The organism is Aeromonas sp. RU39B (genome assembly GCF_900156095.1).
Lineage (GTDB): Bacteria > Pseudomonadota > Gammaproteobacteria > Enterobacterales > Aeromonadaceae > Aeromonas.
On record NZ_FTMJ01000001.1, the window covers coordinates 40,064 to 55,150 of the forward strand.

The following is a 15,087-nucleotide window of genomic DNA, read 5'->3' on the forward strand; positions in this document are numbered from 1 at the left end:
TACAGATTGGGATTCACATGTGGCTTGTTTTTTGGTCATGGATCCGTAACATCTGCAACCTTGTTTCAGTCCGGTTCTTTTCTCATGAACAAGTTACCAACCATTCTCCTCTGGAATTTGCTGGGCGCCGTGGTTGCGCTGAGCTGGATTTTTCTGCCCGGACACGGTCTGTGGGCGCGGTGGGATGTGTCGATTTTCCAGACCTTTAATGCCCTGATTGCCGAGCCGGGCCCCTGGCGTACCTTTATGGCGGTCACCAACCATCGCCTGTTTGATCTGGTCTCACTCGGCTGCATGCTGGCTCTTTTGGCATCCCGCTTTGTGCAAGGCGATGGGCCGGTACGTGCCCGCTGGGTGGCGATTGGTCTGTGGATGATGTTGGTGGCACTGCTGCTTAACCGTATTGGCCACCTGTTGCCGGTTGAGCGTCCCAGTCCTACTCTTTCGCTCTCTTGGGCACTGCGTTTGACCGAACTGACCGACTTTCCGACCAAAGACTCATCGAGTGACAGTTTCCCCGGCGATCACGGCATGATGCTGATGGTGTTTGCCGCGTTTATGCTCCGTTTTGCCCCGCGCTGGATGGGGCTGCTGGCCTGTCTGATGGTGCCGGTCTTTACCCTGCCGCGCATGATGGTCGGCGCCCACTGGTTTACCGATATCTATATGGGGTCTCTTGCGGTGGTCACTCTGGTGATTCCCTGGCTGCTGCTCACGCCGGTCAGCGACAAGGTGGTCAGCGGTTTATCGGCTTGGCTACTGCGCCAGTCGTGGTTGCAGCGCTGGTTGTAACCAACAGGTGAATTCACAGATAAACAAGGCCGGGAAATCCCGGCCTTTTGCTGGCCATCGGTTACTTAAGGTCGTCGCGAAAGACCATAGACAACACCGATGGACTCGGGTGAGCGCTGCCCACCCTGCTATAAGTAATAGACGATTCGTTTGCTAACTTCGCAAAAAATGCGTTTCAACCGCAGATTATTTTGCTGCGGATCAGGTTGCACTCTGCCTGCACGGGACTACAATCGCGCCCCGTTACTGGAGAGTCCCCATGTTAATGATCTTGCTGCGACTGGTATTTATTGCCGGCGCCCTGTTTTTTCTGATGTTGCTGCTCCGTGCCTGGTGGCAGCGCCGCCAACGCGGGGAGCTTGAATCGACCCCGTTTGGCAAAGTGGCCGCCATCGGCTTTGTGGCCAATTTCCTCGATACCCTCGGTATTGGCAGCTTTGCGGTGAAGACCGCCTGCTATAAGCATTTTGGTCTGATTGATGACCGAGTCCTGCCGGGGACCCTCAATGGTCAATGTGTGCTGCCAACGGCCGTGCAGTCGCTGATCTTTGTCGGCATGGTTGATGTGGATCCCGTCACGCTGGTTAGCATGATGGTGGCTGCGGCGCTGGGGGCGGCCATCGGGGCGCGCCATGTGGCCGCCTTTGATCGGCAGAAAGTGCGGGTGGTGATGGCCGGTTCGCTCTTGGTGGTGGCGGCGCTGATCTTCTGCGGTTTACTGGGGCTGTTCCCGCTTGGCGGTGAAGCGATGGGGCTGTCGGGCACAAAACTCGCCATTGCGCTGGTGGGTAATTTCCTGTTTGGCGTACTGATGAACGTCGGAATTGGCCTGTTTGCCCCCTGCATGACGCTGATCTATCTGCTCGGCATGCACCCGATCGCGGCGTTTCCCATCATGATGGGCTCCACGGCGGTGCTGAGCGTCTTCTCGGCCAGCACCTTTATTCGCCGTGGCGCCTTTGATGCTCAGGCCGTGCTGGCGGTGGCCATCTTTGGCCCCATTGGTGTGGTATTAGCGGCGTTTTTGGTGCGCTCGCTCGATCTGGCCATGCTCAAGTGGCTGGTCGGGATCGTGGTGCTTTACACTGCCTGGTCGATGTATCGGGCCTGGTTAAGTGGCCGGCAACCGGCCGTGTCAGGACCGGCTACTGTTTAACCTTTCAGGGGTGCAGACCGCCACCGAGGGCTTGGCACAGTCGGCTCTGGGCCACCAGCAGGCTGCGCCGCTGCTCCAGCCAGGCCAGCTCGGCACTGCGCAGGCGCGCCTGCTCATCCAGCCAGTTTTGCACGCCGGTGGCGCCCGCCAGATAGCGACTGCGCGCCAGGCGGGCACTTTCACGCTCCAGCGTCAGTTGCTCTTGCAGGCGCTGCTCGCGCTCACGACCGATACGCACATCGCTTAATGCGTTATCCACCTCGACCAGCGACTGGTAGAGCTGTTTGCGAAAATTGATCACTGCGGCATCGTAATCCAGATTCGCTCGATCTATGGTCTGCTGGCGCTTGTTCCACTCCAGAAACGGCAGCGTCAGCGAGGCGCCAAGAGAACCCACCGGGTTTTGCAGCAGGGTCGCCAGTGCATTGCTACTCGAGCCGACGCTGCCAGTGAGGCTGAGCGTGGGGTAGAACGAAGCCCGGGTGCTGTCCGCTTCAGCCAACTGCCCGCGCAAACGTGACTCGGCGGCGCGCATGTCGGGGCGACGTGACAACACTTCGGCTGGCAAGCCGGGCGCCGGATCGGGCAGGGTATCGGGCAGACTGCTCGGCGCGACCGGCAGCTCCCCATGACTGCGGCCTAGCAAGAGCAGCAGAGTATTACGGGCTGCCTCTTGCAGGTTCATTAGCTCAAGCTGACTGGCCTGTTTGCCAGCCAGGCTCTGCTTGGCCTGCAGCAGGTCAAGGCGGCTTACCGCACCTGCGACAAGGCGGCGCTCGGTGATCGCCAGCACGTCACGCTGATTGGCGAGGTCTTGCTCACCACTGGCGATGGCCTGATGCAGATAGGCCAGTTGCCAGTAGCTCTCCAGCGTCTTGCCGATGATCATCAGGCGAGTGGCATCCCGATCCTCGGCGGTGGCATCGGCCTCCCAACGAGCCGCATTGGTAGCCGATGAGAGTCGGCCCCATACATCCAGCTCGTAATTGAGCCCAAGCTGGGCATTGCCGGTCCAACGGGTATCGAAGTGTCTATCAAGCGGACGCTGGGTGTTAGCACCCAGCCCGGCATTGATCCCCGGACGCTGATTGCCCTGCGCCAGCTCAAGTCCAAGCCCGGCCTGTTTGAGTTTGATGCCGGCCAGCGCCATGTCGGGGTTGGCGGTGAGTACGTCGTCGACCAGTCTGTTCAGCGCCGGATCGTTAAACGCCTGCCACCACTTATCTTGCAAGGGAACTTGTGCCTGACTGGAAAACGTCGCCGGCAGATCCAGCTCGGGACGTTGATAGTCGCTATGCAGGCCGCAGCCCAGCAAGGTGGCGCAGCCCATGGCCACCACCAGAAAACGGATACTCATTCGCGGGCCAGTGCCTCTACAGGATCGAGCCGGGCCGCATTGCGTGCCGGCAGATAACCAAACAGGATGCCAATCAGGCTGGAGCAACCAAACGCCATCACCAGCGAGAACAGTGAGAAGTGCATCTGCATGCTCTCTACCAGCATGCCAAATACCGCGCCAATCAATAGTGACAACAGCACGCCGATCACCCCGCCGACCAGTGTCACCATCACCGCCTCAATCAAAAACTGCTGCATGATGTCACTGCGCCGTGCGCCTACGGCAACGCGGATGCCAATTTCGCGGGTCCGCTCAACCACTGACACCAGCATGATGTTCATTACGCCGACACCGCCGACGATCAGCGAGATAACCGCAATGGATGAGACCAGCAGGGTCATGGTGCCGGTGGTTTTCTCGACCGATTGCAAGAACATGTCATTGCTCTGGGTGAAGAAATCCTGGGTGTCGTGGCGCTGTTCAAGTAGTGAGGTGACTCCGCGTGCCGCAATGGCAGCATCAATATTGGGCGCTAATCGCACCGTGATCTGGTCGAAGTGATCCTGCACCAGAATTCGGCTCATCAGAGCGCTGTAAGGCAGCCATAACGAGACCCCCTGACCGCCGCCCCAGCGGCTCTTCTGCTCGGCCACACCAACGATCCGCACCGGCACCGAGCCGGCAAACACCACTTGTCCGATAGGATTCTGGCTGCCAAACAGGCTGGTCATGGAGGTGGCATCAATCACGGCAACCGCCGAGCGGCTACGCAGATCCTCATCATTGAGCAGGCGCCCTTGCTGCAGCGTCAGTCCCTTCACCTCGAAAAAGGCGGGGCTCACTCCGGTGAGGCTGCCGGAGAGGCTGCGATTGCGCCAGCGAACCTGCGCCGAGCTGCTCACCGAGGGCGTTGCTCCAGCCAGATAGGGCTGACCGGTCAGGGCCTGCAGATCCCCCTCGTTAAGGGTGTGGATAGTGCTGGCCTTCTCATCGCCCCACCCCTTGCCGGGGAAGATGTCGACCGTGTTGGTACCCATGGCGCTGATGTCACTGATCACTTTCTGCCGCGCTCCCTGACCCAGTGCCACCACGCTCACCACGGCGGCAATACCGATGATGATGCCAAGCATGGTGAGAAATGTGCGCATCCGGTGCGCCTTCATGGCGTGCCAGGCCATCTGGAATGCTTCACGCAGGCGATCCATCCGCTCCCACAGATTGGCTTGATGCGCTTGCGGGGAGCGAGGGGAGACCGCAGGGCGGGTGACTCGCCCCTGATCGCGGATCACCCGGCCATCTTTAAGCTCGATAATCCGCTCGGCATGAGCCGCAATCTCTGGGTCGTGGGTCACCAGAATGATGGTGTGGCCGAGCTGGTGCAGCTCTTTGAGGATGGCCAGCACCTCCTGACCGCTCTGGCTATCCAGTGCCCCGGTGGGTTCGTCGGCCAGAATGACCTCAGCGCCATTGACCAGCGCGCGGGCAATACTGACCCGTTGTTGCTGGCCGCCGGAGAGCTGATTGGGTGTGTGGTGCTCGCGCTGATCGAGCCCTAAGCGCAGCAGCAACTCCCGGGCGCGCTGGTGGCGTTCCTGACGGGCGTGACCGGCATAAATGGCGGGCACTTCCACATTGGCGCAGGCATCGAGATGCGGCAGCAGGTGATAGCGCTGGAAGATAAAACCGAAGTGCTCGCTACGCAGGCGTGCCTGGGCCAGGGTATCGAGCGCTGCCGTATCCTGACCGCGAAACAGATAGCGACCCTCGCTCGGGTGGTCCAGACAGCCCAGCAGGTTCATCAGGGTGGATTTACCGGAGCCGGAGGCCCCGACAATCGCCACCATCTCACCGGCATCAATAGTGAGATCAAGGGGATGCAGGACGGTGACCTCCTGCTCGCCACTCATAAAACGACGGCTGACACCTTGCAACTCGATAAGAGAGGTCATGCTATCACCAAGGGCTGGGTGTGGAGGCGGTGCTGCTACCAAGGATCACTTCATCCCCTTCCTTGAGACCGTCGACCACTTCGATATTCACCTCATCGCGCAGGCCGGTGGTAATGGTCCGGCTTACCTTCTGCTTCTTGTCGTCGAGCAGATCAACCTGCGCCTGATGTTTGCCAAGATTGCTGCCGAGGGCGGTGAGCGGAATAGTGAGCACCTGCTTGCGCTGGCCCAGCACGATACTGACCTGCGCGGTCATGGCGACCCGTAGCTTGTGCTCGGGGTTGGCCACATCGAACATGGCGTAGTAGTACACCGCGCTGTTGGTCGCGGCGCCACTATCATTGATGCTGGTCGGGGCCAGCTGCACGCTGCGCAGCTTGGCATCATAGCGGGTATCCGGGTCGCCAATCAGGGTGAAATAGACCGGCATGCCGGGCTGGATCTTGACCACGTCGGCTTCGGAGATCTGCGCCTTGACCGTCATGGTATCGAGGTCGGCCAGCTTTAGCAGGGTCGGAACCACTTGCGAGGAGACCAGTGTCTGGCCCACCCGGGTCACCAGCGACAGCACGGTACCATCCATCGGTGCCACAATGCGGTTGTAGCCAAGCTCGGTGCGGGCCGTGGCCACATCAATCTGGGCGGTGGTGATAGCGGTGCGGGCGTTGGCCACTTCTGCCTTACTGGTGGCAAGCTGCGCCTGCGCCTGTTCGAGATCGGCCCGCGAGGTGGCTTGATCACGAATCATCTCCTGCTGGCGTTTCAGCCCCAGCTCATGCTGGCGCAGCAGCGCCTGCTTCATCTCCAGATCGGCGCGCGCGCGTGCCAGATCGGCTTCGGAGCGCTGCAGTTTGTTCTGTGCCACGGTGGGATCAATTTCGGCCAGCAGTTGACCCTTCTTGACCCGCTCTCCTTCATCGACCAGCAGACGCACCACCTGACCGGTGACCTGAGCGCCCACATCCAGCTGTTCGCGTGCTTGCAACACGCCGCTGGCTTGCACCGACTGTTCGATATCCTGCCGGCTGACTTTGGCAGTCAGATAGCTCGGAGGCGGGGTCTGCGGCCAGAACCACCAAGTGAGCAACCCGGCGATCAGCAGCAGGCAGAGCAGCAGGCGCCAGTGCGCCATCAACTTCTTCATGATATTCACGTATCCGGTAGGAGCGAGTCTTGGCCACATGGCGACAAAGATGGTGATCTGAGCCGAAACGGGTCAATTTGGCAATAGTTTGGACAGACTCGGGTGGCGAAAGGGGGAGGAAATAGGGTGATCACGTCAGAGCGTGACCGCTCAAAAGCTGGCACCGATACTGAGTTTCTGACGCCACTCCTTGTTACCAAGGGCGTCGCGCCGACCGCCATCATCATAATATCCATCGTCCCATACCAACTCGGTGGCCCACGAGAGCCGCATATGGTCGCTTAAGTAGTAGTGAAGACCAATGTTGCCATCGACGCTGCGGCGTAATACCAGATGGGGGTTACTCTGGTTTAGATAGTGTAAATATTTGCCTTCACTGAAGAATTCCAGCCGACTTTGTTCTAGGCGATGTTGATAGTCCCAGCCGAAGGTCAGGGTCGGGTAGCTGGCACCACCGGATTGATAGAGCGGGCAGTTATCCGGGTCTTGATACCAATTGATCTCGCGCAGCCCGCCGAGCAGCAGAAATTCCAGCCGTTTGTTCTTCTCTTTCCAGAAGCGATAGCCAAACCCGGTGTTGTAGTCGATCTCCTGATAGCCCGACGTCAGCATGTCATAGCGAAAATCGACCGTGCTGCGCCAAAAGCCGCGATCACCCAGAAAATAGTCGATACGTGGATTGACGCGGTAGTAGTGATCGGTGGTCGCGCCGCTGGCGGTGTCGTACTCATATTCCGACTCCAACCCGTTACGCCAGCTCGGATTTTCCATCTGCACCTTGCCATTGATGCCGATGCTGTTGCTGCGTTGGGTGTTTTGTTTGATGCGCAGGTTAACGTCACTGCTGCCCGATAGGTGCCACTTCTCTTGCTCGATACCGAGCAGCGCCAGATCGACGCCTTCACTGCTCAGCGCCGGTGCTTCATCAGGTTGGGTTCGCCAGCGTTTGATGGCGCTGCGCGGAACGGTCACACTGCCGCCAAACGGAAAGCTTAACGTCAATGCATCGTGGGTAGCGACAATCTCGCCAGTCAGGCGATCGCCATTTTTCAGCCAGATCACGTCACACCGGGCGGGGTGGGCGTTGAGCAGGAGCAAGCTAGCAAACAGCGCCAGCGTGATGGGACATTTCATGCTGGCAGGGTAGCAGCCGCCGAGCGCCGGGCCAGCAGTCAGAGCATGGACTGCTTGTTTCTTCCCCAGCGCGAGGGAATCGTTTAGCGCTGGTTTTTCAACGGGTTGTCATCACAAATTCGGACCCAATAGCGCCTTTTTTATTGCCAGCAATGGGACAAGGACTGACGTGCCAACATATTGCACGGCTTGCTTGGTGTGCTTTGGCTATAACAGGACCTAGAAGCTGGCACCGAGGCTCAAGGAATGGCGCCACTCTTTGCTGTCGATAGGATATTTTTGCCCTTGCCACATCAGATAAGCATCATCCCACTCCAGTTGCGAGCTCCAGGAGAGGCGTAGGTGATCGCTCAGGTAGTAGCGCAGGCCCACCTCTGTATCGACCGTCTTGTCAAAAACCAGATAAGGGGAGGGCTGGTCCAGATAGTCGATGTACTGTCCTTCGCTGTAGATCTCAAGCCGGCTATCCATGATGCGCTGGCGATAGTCCCAGCCGGCGCTGATGATGGGATAGGTTGCTTGGTTGCTGCCAAATAGCATCTGGATGCGGGGATCGGGACGCCAGTAAGCCTGGCGCGCACCGCCTAGCAGCAGAAATTCCAGTTGGCGCTGCTTTTCCTTCCAGACGCGATAACCGGCGCCACTGTTGATATCCACCTCCAGATAGCCAAGTGCCAGCATGTCGTACTGATAGTCGATGCGGTTGCGCCAAAACCAGCGATCCGACAGGAAATAGTCGATGCTGGGCTCGATGTGATATTTGTGCTCGGTGGTTTGACCATTAGTCGTGTCATAGTCATAGCTGGCGCTGAGCGTATTGCGCCAATCGGGATTCTCCAGCCCCAATTTTCCTTTGGCGCCGAGGCTGTTGGTCTGGCTGGTGTTCTGCTTGAGCTTCATGTTCAGATCGCCGCTACCGGTCAGATGCCAGCCATGCTCTGCCGTGTCGCTGGCAAGGGTCACCCCTTTTTTACTCAAGGTGGGCGCTGGGGCTAACTGGGCGCGCCAGCGGGCGACTTCACTGCGTGGCACGGTCACACTGCCGCCAAACGCAAAGGTCAGGGTAAGACTCTTCTCATCGGCGTGTACCTCACCGGTGAGGCGATCGCCATTTTTCAGCCAGATGACATCGGCCAGTGCGGTGTGGGTCAGCAGCAACAGCAGGACAGCAAGGAATCTCATGGCAGCGCGCTCAAGGGAAGATAACAAGAAGATGCCACAAGCAAGAGGGGCGCAACATGGTTGCTCCCCTCAGTTTGCTGATCTTGAGCAGAAAGCTGACCAGACCAGAGCTACTGTTGCCCGCCAGTAGAGCACCGAGCGCCTGATGGCGCAGCAGGCTGTGCCGGCTAGAGCTGCACGCCGATGACGATGATCCGCTTCTCGATGTCTATATCAAAGCGGCTGTGCGCCATATTGAGCACCGCATTGGTACGCTCCGGCCGACGCGGTGCCTGCCGGCAGTCAGCCCTATCAAGAGGATATCAAGCTGGCTGCTTTGTTACTGACACCCCACACCCCGGTGATTGTTTGATAGTACAGTCACTGTTTGGGTGTCTATTCGATGACCAATTTTTCTGTTGATTTGGCGCAATACACACATCCTCAAATGGGTGCTACAACACGTAGCGTGGTGACCGCCACCCCGCTTATTCATAATGTGAGCCCTATTAATATGAAAAAAAGTATCAATCCCCTGTTGATCCTGCTCGGATTGCTTCCTTCAGCTGCGTTTGCACACGTTGGTCATGACGCCGGTATTCATCATCTTGGCTTTATCCAGGGGTTAGTGCACCCCTTCAGTGGCGTTGATCACCTTTGCGCCATGCTGCTGGTCGGTATCTGGAGTGCGATGAATACACGCCGTTGGTGGATTGCGCCGCTCTCGTTTGCCTCTGTGCTGCTGTTGGGGGCGTTGGTTGGCATGAGTGGCTTGGTCGTGCCTGCAACAGAATATCTCGTAGCCTCGTCGTTACTCGTGGTTGGGGTGATGGTTGCATTGCAGATGAAGCTGCAACCCCTGCATGGTGCATTGATTGTTGCCGCGATGGCTTTCTTCCACGGTGTCGCGCATGGCAGTGAATTGACCCACGCCTTCTCCGCCTTATCGGGAATGGTGATTGCCACTGCGCTGATCCACGTTGGTGGTCTTGCTATCGGTTATGGCTTGCTGAATGCCCGCTGGAAGCAGCCTGCCGCGCGTGTAATTGGTCTGCTCTCATCTCTCATCGGGGTCGCATTGTTGGGCGGCGTTTTTTAACGTAAGGCAAGCGCCATCGCTGTTCACAGCGATCACCGCTCTTTATTCATAACCCTGCTTCGGCGGGGTTTTTTATTGTCGGAGGACTCATGCCTGCAGGTCGATTACGTGATCGCATCAGGCTGCTGACTCGCACTACCGTTCGCAATGAGATTGGTCAGCCGCGCGATGAGTGGGTGGCCTCACTGCCAGTGTGGGCCGATGTGCAGATGATTGGCGGCCGCGAGCAACTGCGCGCCGGCCAGGAAATTGCCGATGGGCAGTACCGCATCCGTATTCGGTTCCGGGGCGGGGTCTCTGCGGCCCAGCGCATCATGCTGGCCACGGTGAGCAGCTAGACATCAAGCAAGAGGGACGCAACATGGTTGCGCCCCTCATTGGCATAACGGCGTGGTTTAACCGTGCAGTCTGACAAACTTTTCCAGTAACTGCGCTTCGCTCTCGATGTGGGCCGGGTCTTTGATGATGCAGTCGATCGGGCAGACGCTGACACAGGTCGGTTGCTCGTAGTGGCCGACACATTCGGTACAGCGATGAGGGTCGATCTCGTAGACCTTCTGCCCGAAGCTGATCGCCTGATTGGGGCACTCCGGATCGCACATGTCGCAGTTGATGCACTTGTCGGTGATGAGCAGTGCCATCAATTAGCTCACTGAGTGCGGGTTACGGGTATCCTGACGCTCGCCCAGATTGCGCAGCAGGATGCCGTAGTTGATATCCACCTCTTTGGGCACCGGCAGATAGACCACGTGACCGTTGCCCGGCGCGGTATCAATTTGCTCGCCTTTGCGGTTTTGCAGCTGCTCCAGATTAAAGCGCAGGTTACCTTGCGGGGTCATCAGCTCCAGACTGTCGCCGACCAGGAACTTGTTCTTGACCTCGACTTCCACCAGTTCGCCGTCACGGGCGGTGATCTCGCCGACAAACTGCTGGGTATCGGAGACCGAGTAGCCATAGTCGTAGTTCTGGTATTCGCTGTGAGTATGGCGGCGCAGAAAACCTTCGGTATAACCACGGTGGGCCAGGTTTTCGAGGGTGCTCATCAAGGTCGGATCGAACGGCCGGCCGGCGACCGCATCGTCGATGGCCTTGCGATAGACCTGAGCCGTACGGGCGCAATAGTAGAAGGACTTGGTACGCCCCTCGATTTTCAGTGAATGCACGCCCATCTTGGTCAGGCGCTCTACGTGCTGGATGGCGCGCAGATCCTTGGAGTTCATGATGTAGGTGCCATGCTCGTCTTCAAAGGCGGTCATGAATTCGCCCGGACGATTGGACTCTTCCAGCAGCACCAGCGCATCGGAGGGCTTGCCAAGGCCGAGGGTCGGATCGACCTTTTGCACGGCAATCGGCTCCTGACGGTGGACGATCTGGCCCACGTCATTCTCTTTACCTTCGTGAACCTTGTACTCCCAACGGCAGGCGTTGGTGCAGGTACCCTGGTTCGGATCGCGCTTGTTGATGTAACCAGAGAGCAGGCAGCGGCCGGAATAGGCCATGCACAGGGCGCCGTGAACGAACACTTCCAGCTCCATCTCCGGCACCTGCATGCGGATCTCTTCAATCTCATCAAGCGACAGCTCGCGCGACAGGATGGCGCGGGTCAGTCCCATCTGATGCCAGAATTTTACCGTGGCCCAGTTTACCGCATTGGCCTGCACCGAGAGGTGAATGGGCATATCCGGGAAGGCTTCGCGCATCATCATGATAAGACCGGGGTCAGACATGATCAGGGCGTCCGGATTCATCTCCACCACCGGGCGCATGTCGCGCACGAAGGTCTTGAGCTTGGAGTTGTGGGGCTGAATGTTGGCGACCACATAAAACTGCTTGCCAAGGGCATGGGCTTCGTTGATGCCGAGCTGCAGGTTTTCGTGATCAAATTCGTTGTTGCGCACCCGCAGGCTGTAGCGGGGCTGACCGGCATAGACGGCGTCGGCGCCATAGGCATAGGCGTAACGCATGTTTTTCAGGGTCCCGGCCGGGGAGAGCAATTCTGGCTTAAACATGGGGTTCTCTCTGGTCTGATTGCAAATCAGGGCACTGCCACCTGATGGCGGTACATAAGGGGTGCGAGATTGTACTCGCAGCCCCGGTCTCATGCAATTTTGACCCGATTTTTGCAAGCTGCCACTAGCCTGCCTGACGCGGTTAGCGAGCCATCACCACCATCATGCCGGGCAAGGCAAAAAAGAGGCCGGTGACATAACCCACGGCCAGTGACGACCCCGTGTCGAAGACACCTCCCGCCAGATGGCGGGAGGTAAGTGATTACTGCGCTTGAATCTCTTCGTATTGGCGAAGTGGAACCCGGAACAGGGCCAGTCGCAGGAACAGGTAAAGAGCACCAATCCCTGCCCAGATCAGGCCAAGCTGCAGGGAGGTGGGCTCGAGGTTGAGCCACAATACGCCGATGCTGGCGGCGCCGAGCAGCGGCAGCAGCAGATAACGCAGGTTATCGGCCAGAGTCTTGTTGTGACCGAGCTTCATATAGAAGTGGGCGATCACTGACAGATTGACGAAGGTGAACGCAATCAGGGCGCCGAAGTTGACCAGCGCCAGCGCCACGTCGAGATCAAACGAGACCGCCGACAGCGCCAAAGCACCCACCAGCAGCACGTTGATGGCCGGAGTGCGCCACTTCGGATGCACATAAGAGAACACCTTCTCCGGCAACACCCGATCGCGGCCCATCACGTAGAGCAGGCGCGACACGCCGGCGTGAGAGGCCAGCCCGGAGGCAAGCACTGCCACCGTCGTGCAGACCAGCACCACCGATTGGAACAGCTTGCCACCGACATAGAGGGCGATCTCCGGCAGGACCGCATCCGGATGCTGGAAGCGGGAGATGTCAGGGAAGTAGAGCTGCAGGAAATAGGATGTGACAATAAAGATCACCCCGCCGATCAGCGCCGTCATCACGATGGCTTTGGGGATCACCCGGCTGGCATCCGGCGTCTCTTCGCACAGTGAGCTTAACGCATCAAAGCCAAGGAACGAGAAACAGAGGATGGTGGCGCCGGTCAGCAGCGGCAGCATGTGGGCCGAATCCGAGACAAACGGACGGCTGCTGGTGACATCGCCCAGCCCCTCACCATGGCTGACGCCCCAGGCGATGAGGCCGATAAAGACTAGGATAATCGCCAGTTGGATGACCACGATCAGACCATTGAAGTTGGCCACCAGATCGATGCCGCGCAGGTTGAGAATGGTCATGATACTGGCGAGCGCTAGGATATAGACCCAGGGCTCGACGCCCGGCAGCAGGGCCGAGAGGTAAATCTTGGCCAGCAGCAGGTTGATCATCGGCATAAACAGGTAGTCGAGCAGGGAAGACCAGCCGACCATAAAGCCGATGTAGGGGTGGAAAATCTTCTGGGCATAGGTGTAAGCCGACCCGGCAGAGGGGAACTGGCGCACCAGATGACCATAACTGAGCGCAGTAAAGAGGATACCGAGCAGTGCCATCAGATAGGAGGTCGGCACATGGCCGTCGGTAATCTCGGTCACGATACCAAAAGTATCGAACACGGCCATCGGCGTGAGATAGGCAAGACCCATCACTACGACTTGCCACAGCCGCAGGGTTTTCTTGAGACCGACAGGTTGAGCACTCATCACGCTTTCTCCTGACCTGTGATCGCCGTGCGATCACTCCTTGGGATCACCACGCAAAGAGCGTAGCGGGTTACAGGTGCGCACAGTGGGCGCTGACCGGTATAAACCGGCATGAAAGCAGGGAGATGCCCCATTTGGCTTCCTCTTAATGTCGGGAGATTGCTGCCAATCTCGCTATCTTTTCCGGAGGGATTCCGGCCTCGGTTATGGATTTTTTGACGTTCAAAAGAGAGGACCGATGCTGCAGTCAACATCGGTCCTTTCAATGGCGCGCATTGTGCATTTGTCCGCTTTCTCTGACAAGAGGTCAGAGCAGGCAAATGTGCAAATTTTTGCAGCGCAGGCGACTAAGCTGGCGTTAGCCGATGGCGGCTTCGAGTGACGCTTCCAACAGGGTCAGCCCCTCCTCAATGATCGCCGTCGGTGCGGTCAGCGGCGCCAGGAAGCGAATCACGTTGGCGCGCACCCCGCACGAGAGCAGGATCAAGCCGCGCTTGCCGGCTTCGGCCACCAGACGTTTGGTCAAATCCGGGTCGGGTTGGCTGGCATCCCCCCCCTTCACCAGCTCCATGGCGACCATGGCGCCTGGGCCGCGGATCTGGCCGATGCAGTCAAAGCGCTGGGCCAGACGTTGCAGGCTGCTCTTGAGCAGCTCGCCTTGAGCCTGCGCTTTTTGGTTGAGCTGCTCGTCATCGATAAGCTTGAGCACGGCAAGCGCGGCGGCGCAGGCAATCGGCGAGCCGGCATAGGTGCCGCCCAGACCGCCCGGTTTGGCAGCGTTCATGATCTCTGCCTTACCGACCACGGCTGAGAGCGGGAAGCCACCGGCCAGACTCTTGGCCAGGGTCATGATGTCCGGCTCGATACCGGCGTATTCGACGGCGAAGGTCTTGCCGGTGCGGCAGAATCCGCTCTGAATTTCGTCGCAGATCAGCACGATGCCATATTGGTCGCACAACCGGCGCAGCGCCTGCAGGAAGCTGGGCGGTGCCGGGTAGAAACCGCCTTCCCCTTGTACCGGCTCGATAATGATGGCGGCCACGCGAGCCGGATCGATATCGGCGGCAAACAGGGCTTCAATGGCCTTGAAGCAGCTATCTTCGCTCACACCGAGGTACTCGGCCGGGTAAGGAACGTGATAAACCTCGCCCGGGAAGGGACCAAAGCCAACCTTGTAAGGCACGACTTTGCCGGTCAGCGCCATGGTCATCATGGTGCGACCGTGAAAGCCCCCCTTAAAGGCAATAACGCCGGAGCGACCGGTGTGGGCGCGGGCGATCTTGATGGCGTTTTCCACCGCTTCGGCGCCGCTTGAGAGCAGCAGGGCACGCTTGGGCGTCGGGCCAGGCACCAGCGCGTTGAGCTTCTCGGCCAGCTCGATGTAGTCGGCGTACGGGGTCACCTGAAAGCAGGTGTGGCTGAATTTTTCCAGCTGGGCCCGCACGGCCTCAATGACTTTGGGATGGTTGTGGCCGGTGTTAAGTACCGCAATGCCGGAGGCAAAGTCGATATAACGCTTGCCTTCAATATCCCACAGCTCGGCGTTGGACGCCCGCTCGATAAAGGCCGGCAGCAAGGTGCCCACCCCTTGAACCACTGCGGCTTCACGACGGGCCTGCCAAGACTGATTGTTCATCTCTTCCTCCATGAAGGGCACACTACGCCCTGGTTTCCAATGTTAAAGACGGATACGGG

At 58.7% G+C, this 15,087-nt stretch carries 13 protein-coding genes; 4 read left to right on the forward strand and 9 right to left on the reverse strand.

Going from position 1 to position 15,087, the window contains the following annotated elements; all coding sequences use genetic code 11:
- Positions 1-84 precede the first annotated feature (84 nt).
- On the forward strand, positions 85-792 hold the full coding sequence (locus BW958_RS00150; protein ID WP_076573287.1) for a phosphatase PAP2 family protein: 708 nt from the start codon (positions 85-87) through the stop codon (positions 790-792).
- Positions 793-1,051: 259 nt separating this feature from the next.
- On the forward strand, positions 1,052-1,948 hold the full coding sequence (locus tag BW958_RS00155) for a sulfite exporter TauE/SafE family protein (RefSeq protein ID WP_076573288.1): 897 nt from the start codon (positions 1,052-1,054) through the stop codon (positions 1,946-1,948).
- Positions 1,949-1,952: 4 nt separating this feature from the next.
- Here the strand turns inward: BW958_RS00155 and BW958_RS00160 are convergent, their stop codons facing one another.
- From BW958_RS00160 to BW958_RS00180, 5 genes are all read right to left on the reverse strand, one after another.
- Positions 1,953-3,305, reverse strand: a complete 1,353-nt coding sequence (locus BW958_RS00160) for an efflux transporter outer membrane subunit (protein ID WP_076573289.1) — start codon at positions 3,303-3,305, stop codon at positions 1,953-1,955.
- Positions 3,302-5,236 carry a MacB family efflux pump subunit gene (locus BW958_RS00165; RefSeq protein WP_076573290.1) on the reverse strand — a complete coding sequence of 645 codons (1,935 nt, stop codon included), beginning with the start codon at positions 5,234-5,236 and terminating at the stop codon, positions 3,302-3,304. Before BW958_RS00165 ends, BW958_RS00160 begins: the two co-directional genes overlap by 4 nt.
- A 4-nt stretch (positions 5,237-5,240) precedes the next feature.
- Positions 5,241-6,380: a macrolide transporter subunit MacA gene (gene macA / locus BW958_RS00170; protein WP_076573291.1), complete on the reverse strand. Its 1,140-nt coding sequence runs from the start codon at positions 6,378-6,380 to the stop codon at positions 5,241-5,243.
- 150 nt (positions 6,381-6,530) lie between these two features.
- Complete coding sequence (locus BW958_RS00175; protein ID WP_076573292.1) at positions 6,531-7,514, reverse strand: DUF481 domain-containing protein; 984 nt, start codon at positions 7,512-7,514, stop codon at positions 6,531-6,533.
- Positions 7,515-7,733: 219 nt separating this feature from the next.
- Positions 7,734-8,696, reverse strand: coding sequence for a DUF481 domain-containing protein (locus BW958_RS00180; RefSeq protein ID WP_076573293.1), 963 nt, complete (start codon positions 8,694-8,696; stop codon positions 7,734-7,736).
- A 382-nt stretch (positions 8,697-9,078) separates the two neighbouring features.
- Between BW958_RS00180 and BW958_RS00185 the strand changes: the two genes are divergently transcribed.
- Positions 9,079-9,774, forward strand: coding sequence for a HupE/UreJ family protein (locus tag BW958_RS00185; RefSeq protein ID WP_218641719.1), 696 nt, complete (start codon positions 9,079-9,081; stop codon positions 9,772-9,774).
- A gap of 89 nt (positions 9,775-9,863) precedes the next feature.
- Positions 9,864-10,112: a phage head closure protein gene (locus BW958_RS00190; RefSeq protein WP_076573294.1), complete on the forward strand. Its 249-nt coding sequence runs from the start codon at positions 9,864-9,866 to the stop codon at positions 10,110-10,112.
- 57 nt (positions 10,113-10,169) lie between these two features.
- Here the strand turns inward: BW958_RS00190 and BW958_RS00195 are convergent, their stop codons facing one another.
- From BW958_RS00195 to gabT, 4 genes are all read right to left on the reverse strand, one after another.
- Positions 10,170-10,415, reverse strand: coding sequence for a YfhL family 4Fe-4S dicluster ferredoxin (locus BW958_RS00195; RefSeq protein WP_076573295.1), 246 nt, complete (start codon positions 10,413-10,415; stop codon positions 10,170-10,172).
- Between the two features lie 3 nt (positions 10,416-10,418).
- Complete coding sequence (gene yegQ, locus BW958_RS00200; RefSeq protein WP_076573296.1) at positions 10,419-11,783, reverse strand: prephenate-dependent tRNA uridine(34) hydroxylase TrhP; 1,365 nt, start codon at positions 11,781-11,783, stop codon at positions 10,419-10,421.
- A 262-nt stretch (positions 11,784-12,045) separates the two neighbouring features.
- Positions 12,046-13,392, reverse strand: a complete 1,347-nt coding sequence (locus BW958_RS00205) for an APC family permease (RefSeq protein WP_076573297.1) — start codon at positions 13,390-13,392, stop codon at positions 12,046-12,048.
- A gap of 358 nt (positions 13,393-13,750) precedes the next feature.
- On the reverse strand, positions 13,751-15,028 hold the full coding sequence (gene gabT / locus BW958_RS00210) for a 4-aminobutyrate--2-oxoglutarate transaminase (RefSeq protein WP_372628671.1): 1,278 nt from the start codon (positions 15,026-15,028) through the stop codon (positions 13,751-13,753).
- Between the last annotated feature and the right edge of the window lie 59 nt (positions 15,029-15,087).

Excerpts from the sequence above, each read along its gene's own strand:
- BW958_RS00205 (WP_076573297.1), bottom strand. The coding sequence starts at position 13,392 with ATGAGTGCTCAACCTGTCGGTCTCAAGAAAACCCTGCGGCTGTGGCAA.
- BW958_RS00180 (WP_076573293.1), bottom strand. The coding sequence starts at position 8,696 with ATGAGATTCCTTGCTGTCCTGCTGTTGCTGCTGACCCACACCGCACTG.
- BW958_RS00190 (WP_076573294.1), top strand. The coding sequence starts at position 9,864 with ATGCCTGCAGGTCGATTACGTGATCGCATCAGGCTGCTGACTCGCACT.
- BW958_RS00160 (WP_076573289.1), bottom strand. The coding sequence starts at position 3,305 with ATGAGTATCCGTTTTCTGGTGGTGGCCATGGGCTGCGCCACCTTGCTG.
- BW958_RS00155 (WP_076573288.1), top strand. The coding sequence starts at position 1,052 with ATGTTAATGATCTTGCTGCGACTGGTATTTATTGCCGGCGCCCTGTTT.
- BW958_RS00185 (WP_218641719.1), top strand. The coding sequence starts at position 9,079 with ATGACCAATTTTTCTGTTGATTTGGCGCAATACACACATCCTCAAATG.
- gabT (WP_372628671.1), bottom strand. The coding sequence starts at position 15,028 with ATGAACAATCAGTCTTGGCAGGCCCGTCGTGAAGCCGCAGTGGTTCAA.
- yegQ (WP_076573296.1), bottom strand. The coding sequence starts at position 11,783 with ATGTTTAAGCCAGAATTGCTCTCCCCGGCCGGGACCCTGAAAAACATG.
- BW958_RS00150 (WP_076573287.1), top strand. The coding sequence starts at position 85 with ATGAACAAGTTACCAACCATTCTCCTCTGGAATTTGCTGGGCGCCGTG.
- macA (WP_076573291.1), bottom strand. The coding sequence starts at position 6,380 with ATGAAGAAGTTGATGGCGCACTGGCGCCTGCTGCTCTGCCTGCTGCTG.
- BW958_RS00195 (WP_076573295.1), bottom strand. The coding sequence starts at position 10,415 with ATGGCACTGCTCATCACCGACAAGTGCATCAACTGCGACATGTGCGAT.
- BW958_RS00165 (WP_076573290.1), bottom strand. The coding sequence starts at position 5,236 with ATGACCTCTCTTATCGAGTTGCAAGGTGTCAGCCGTCGTTTTATGAGT.
- BW958_RS00175 (WP_076573292.1), bottom strand. The coding sequence starts at position 7,514 with ATGAAATGTCCCATCACGCTGGCGCTGTTTGCTAGCTTGCTCCTGCTC.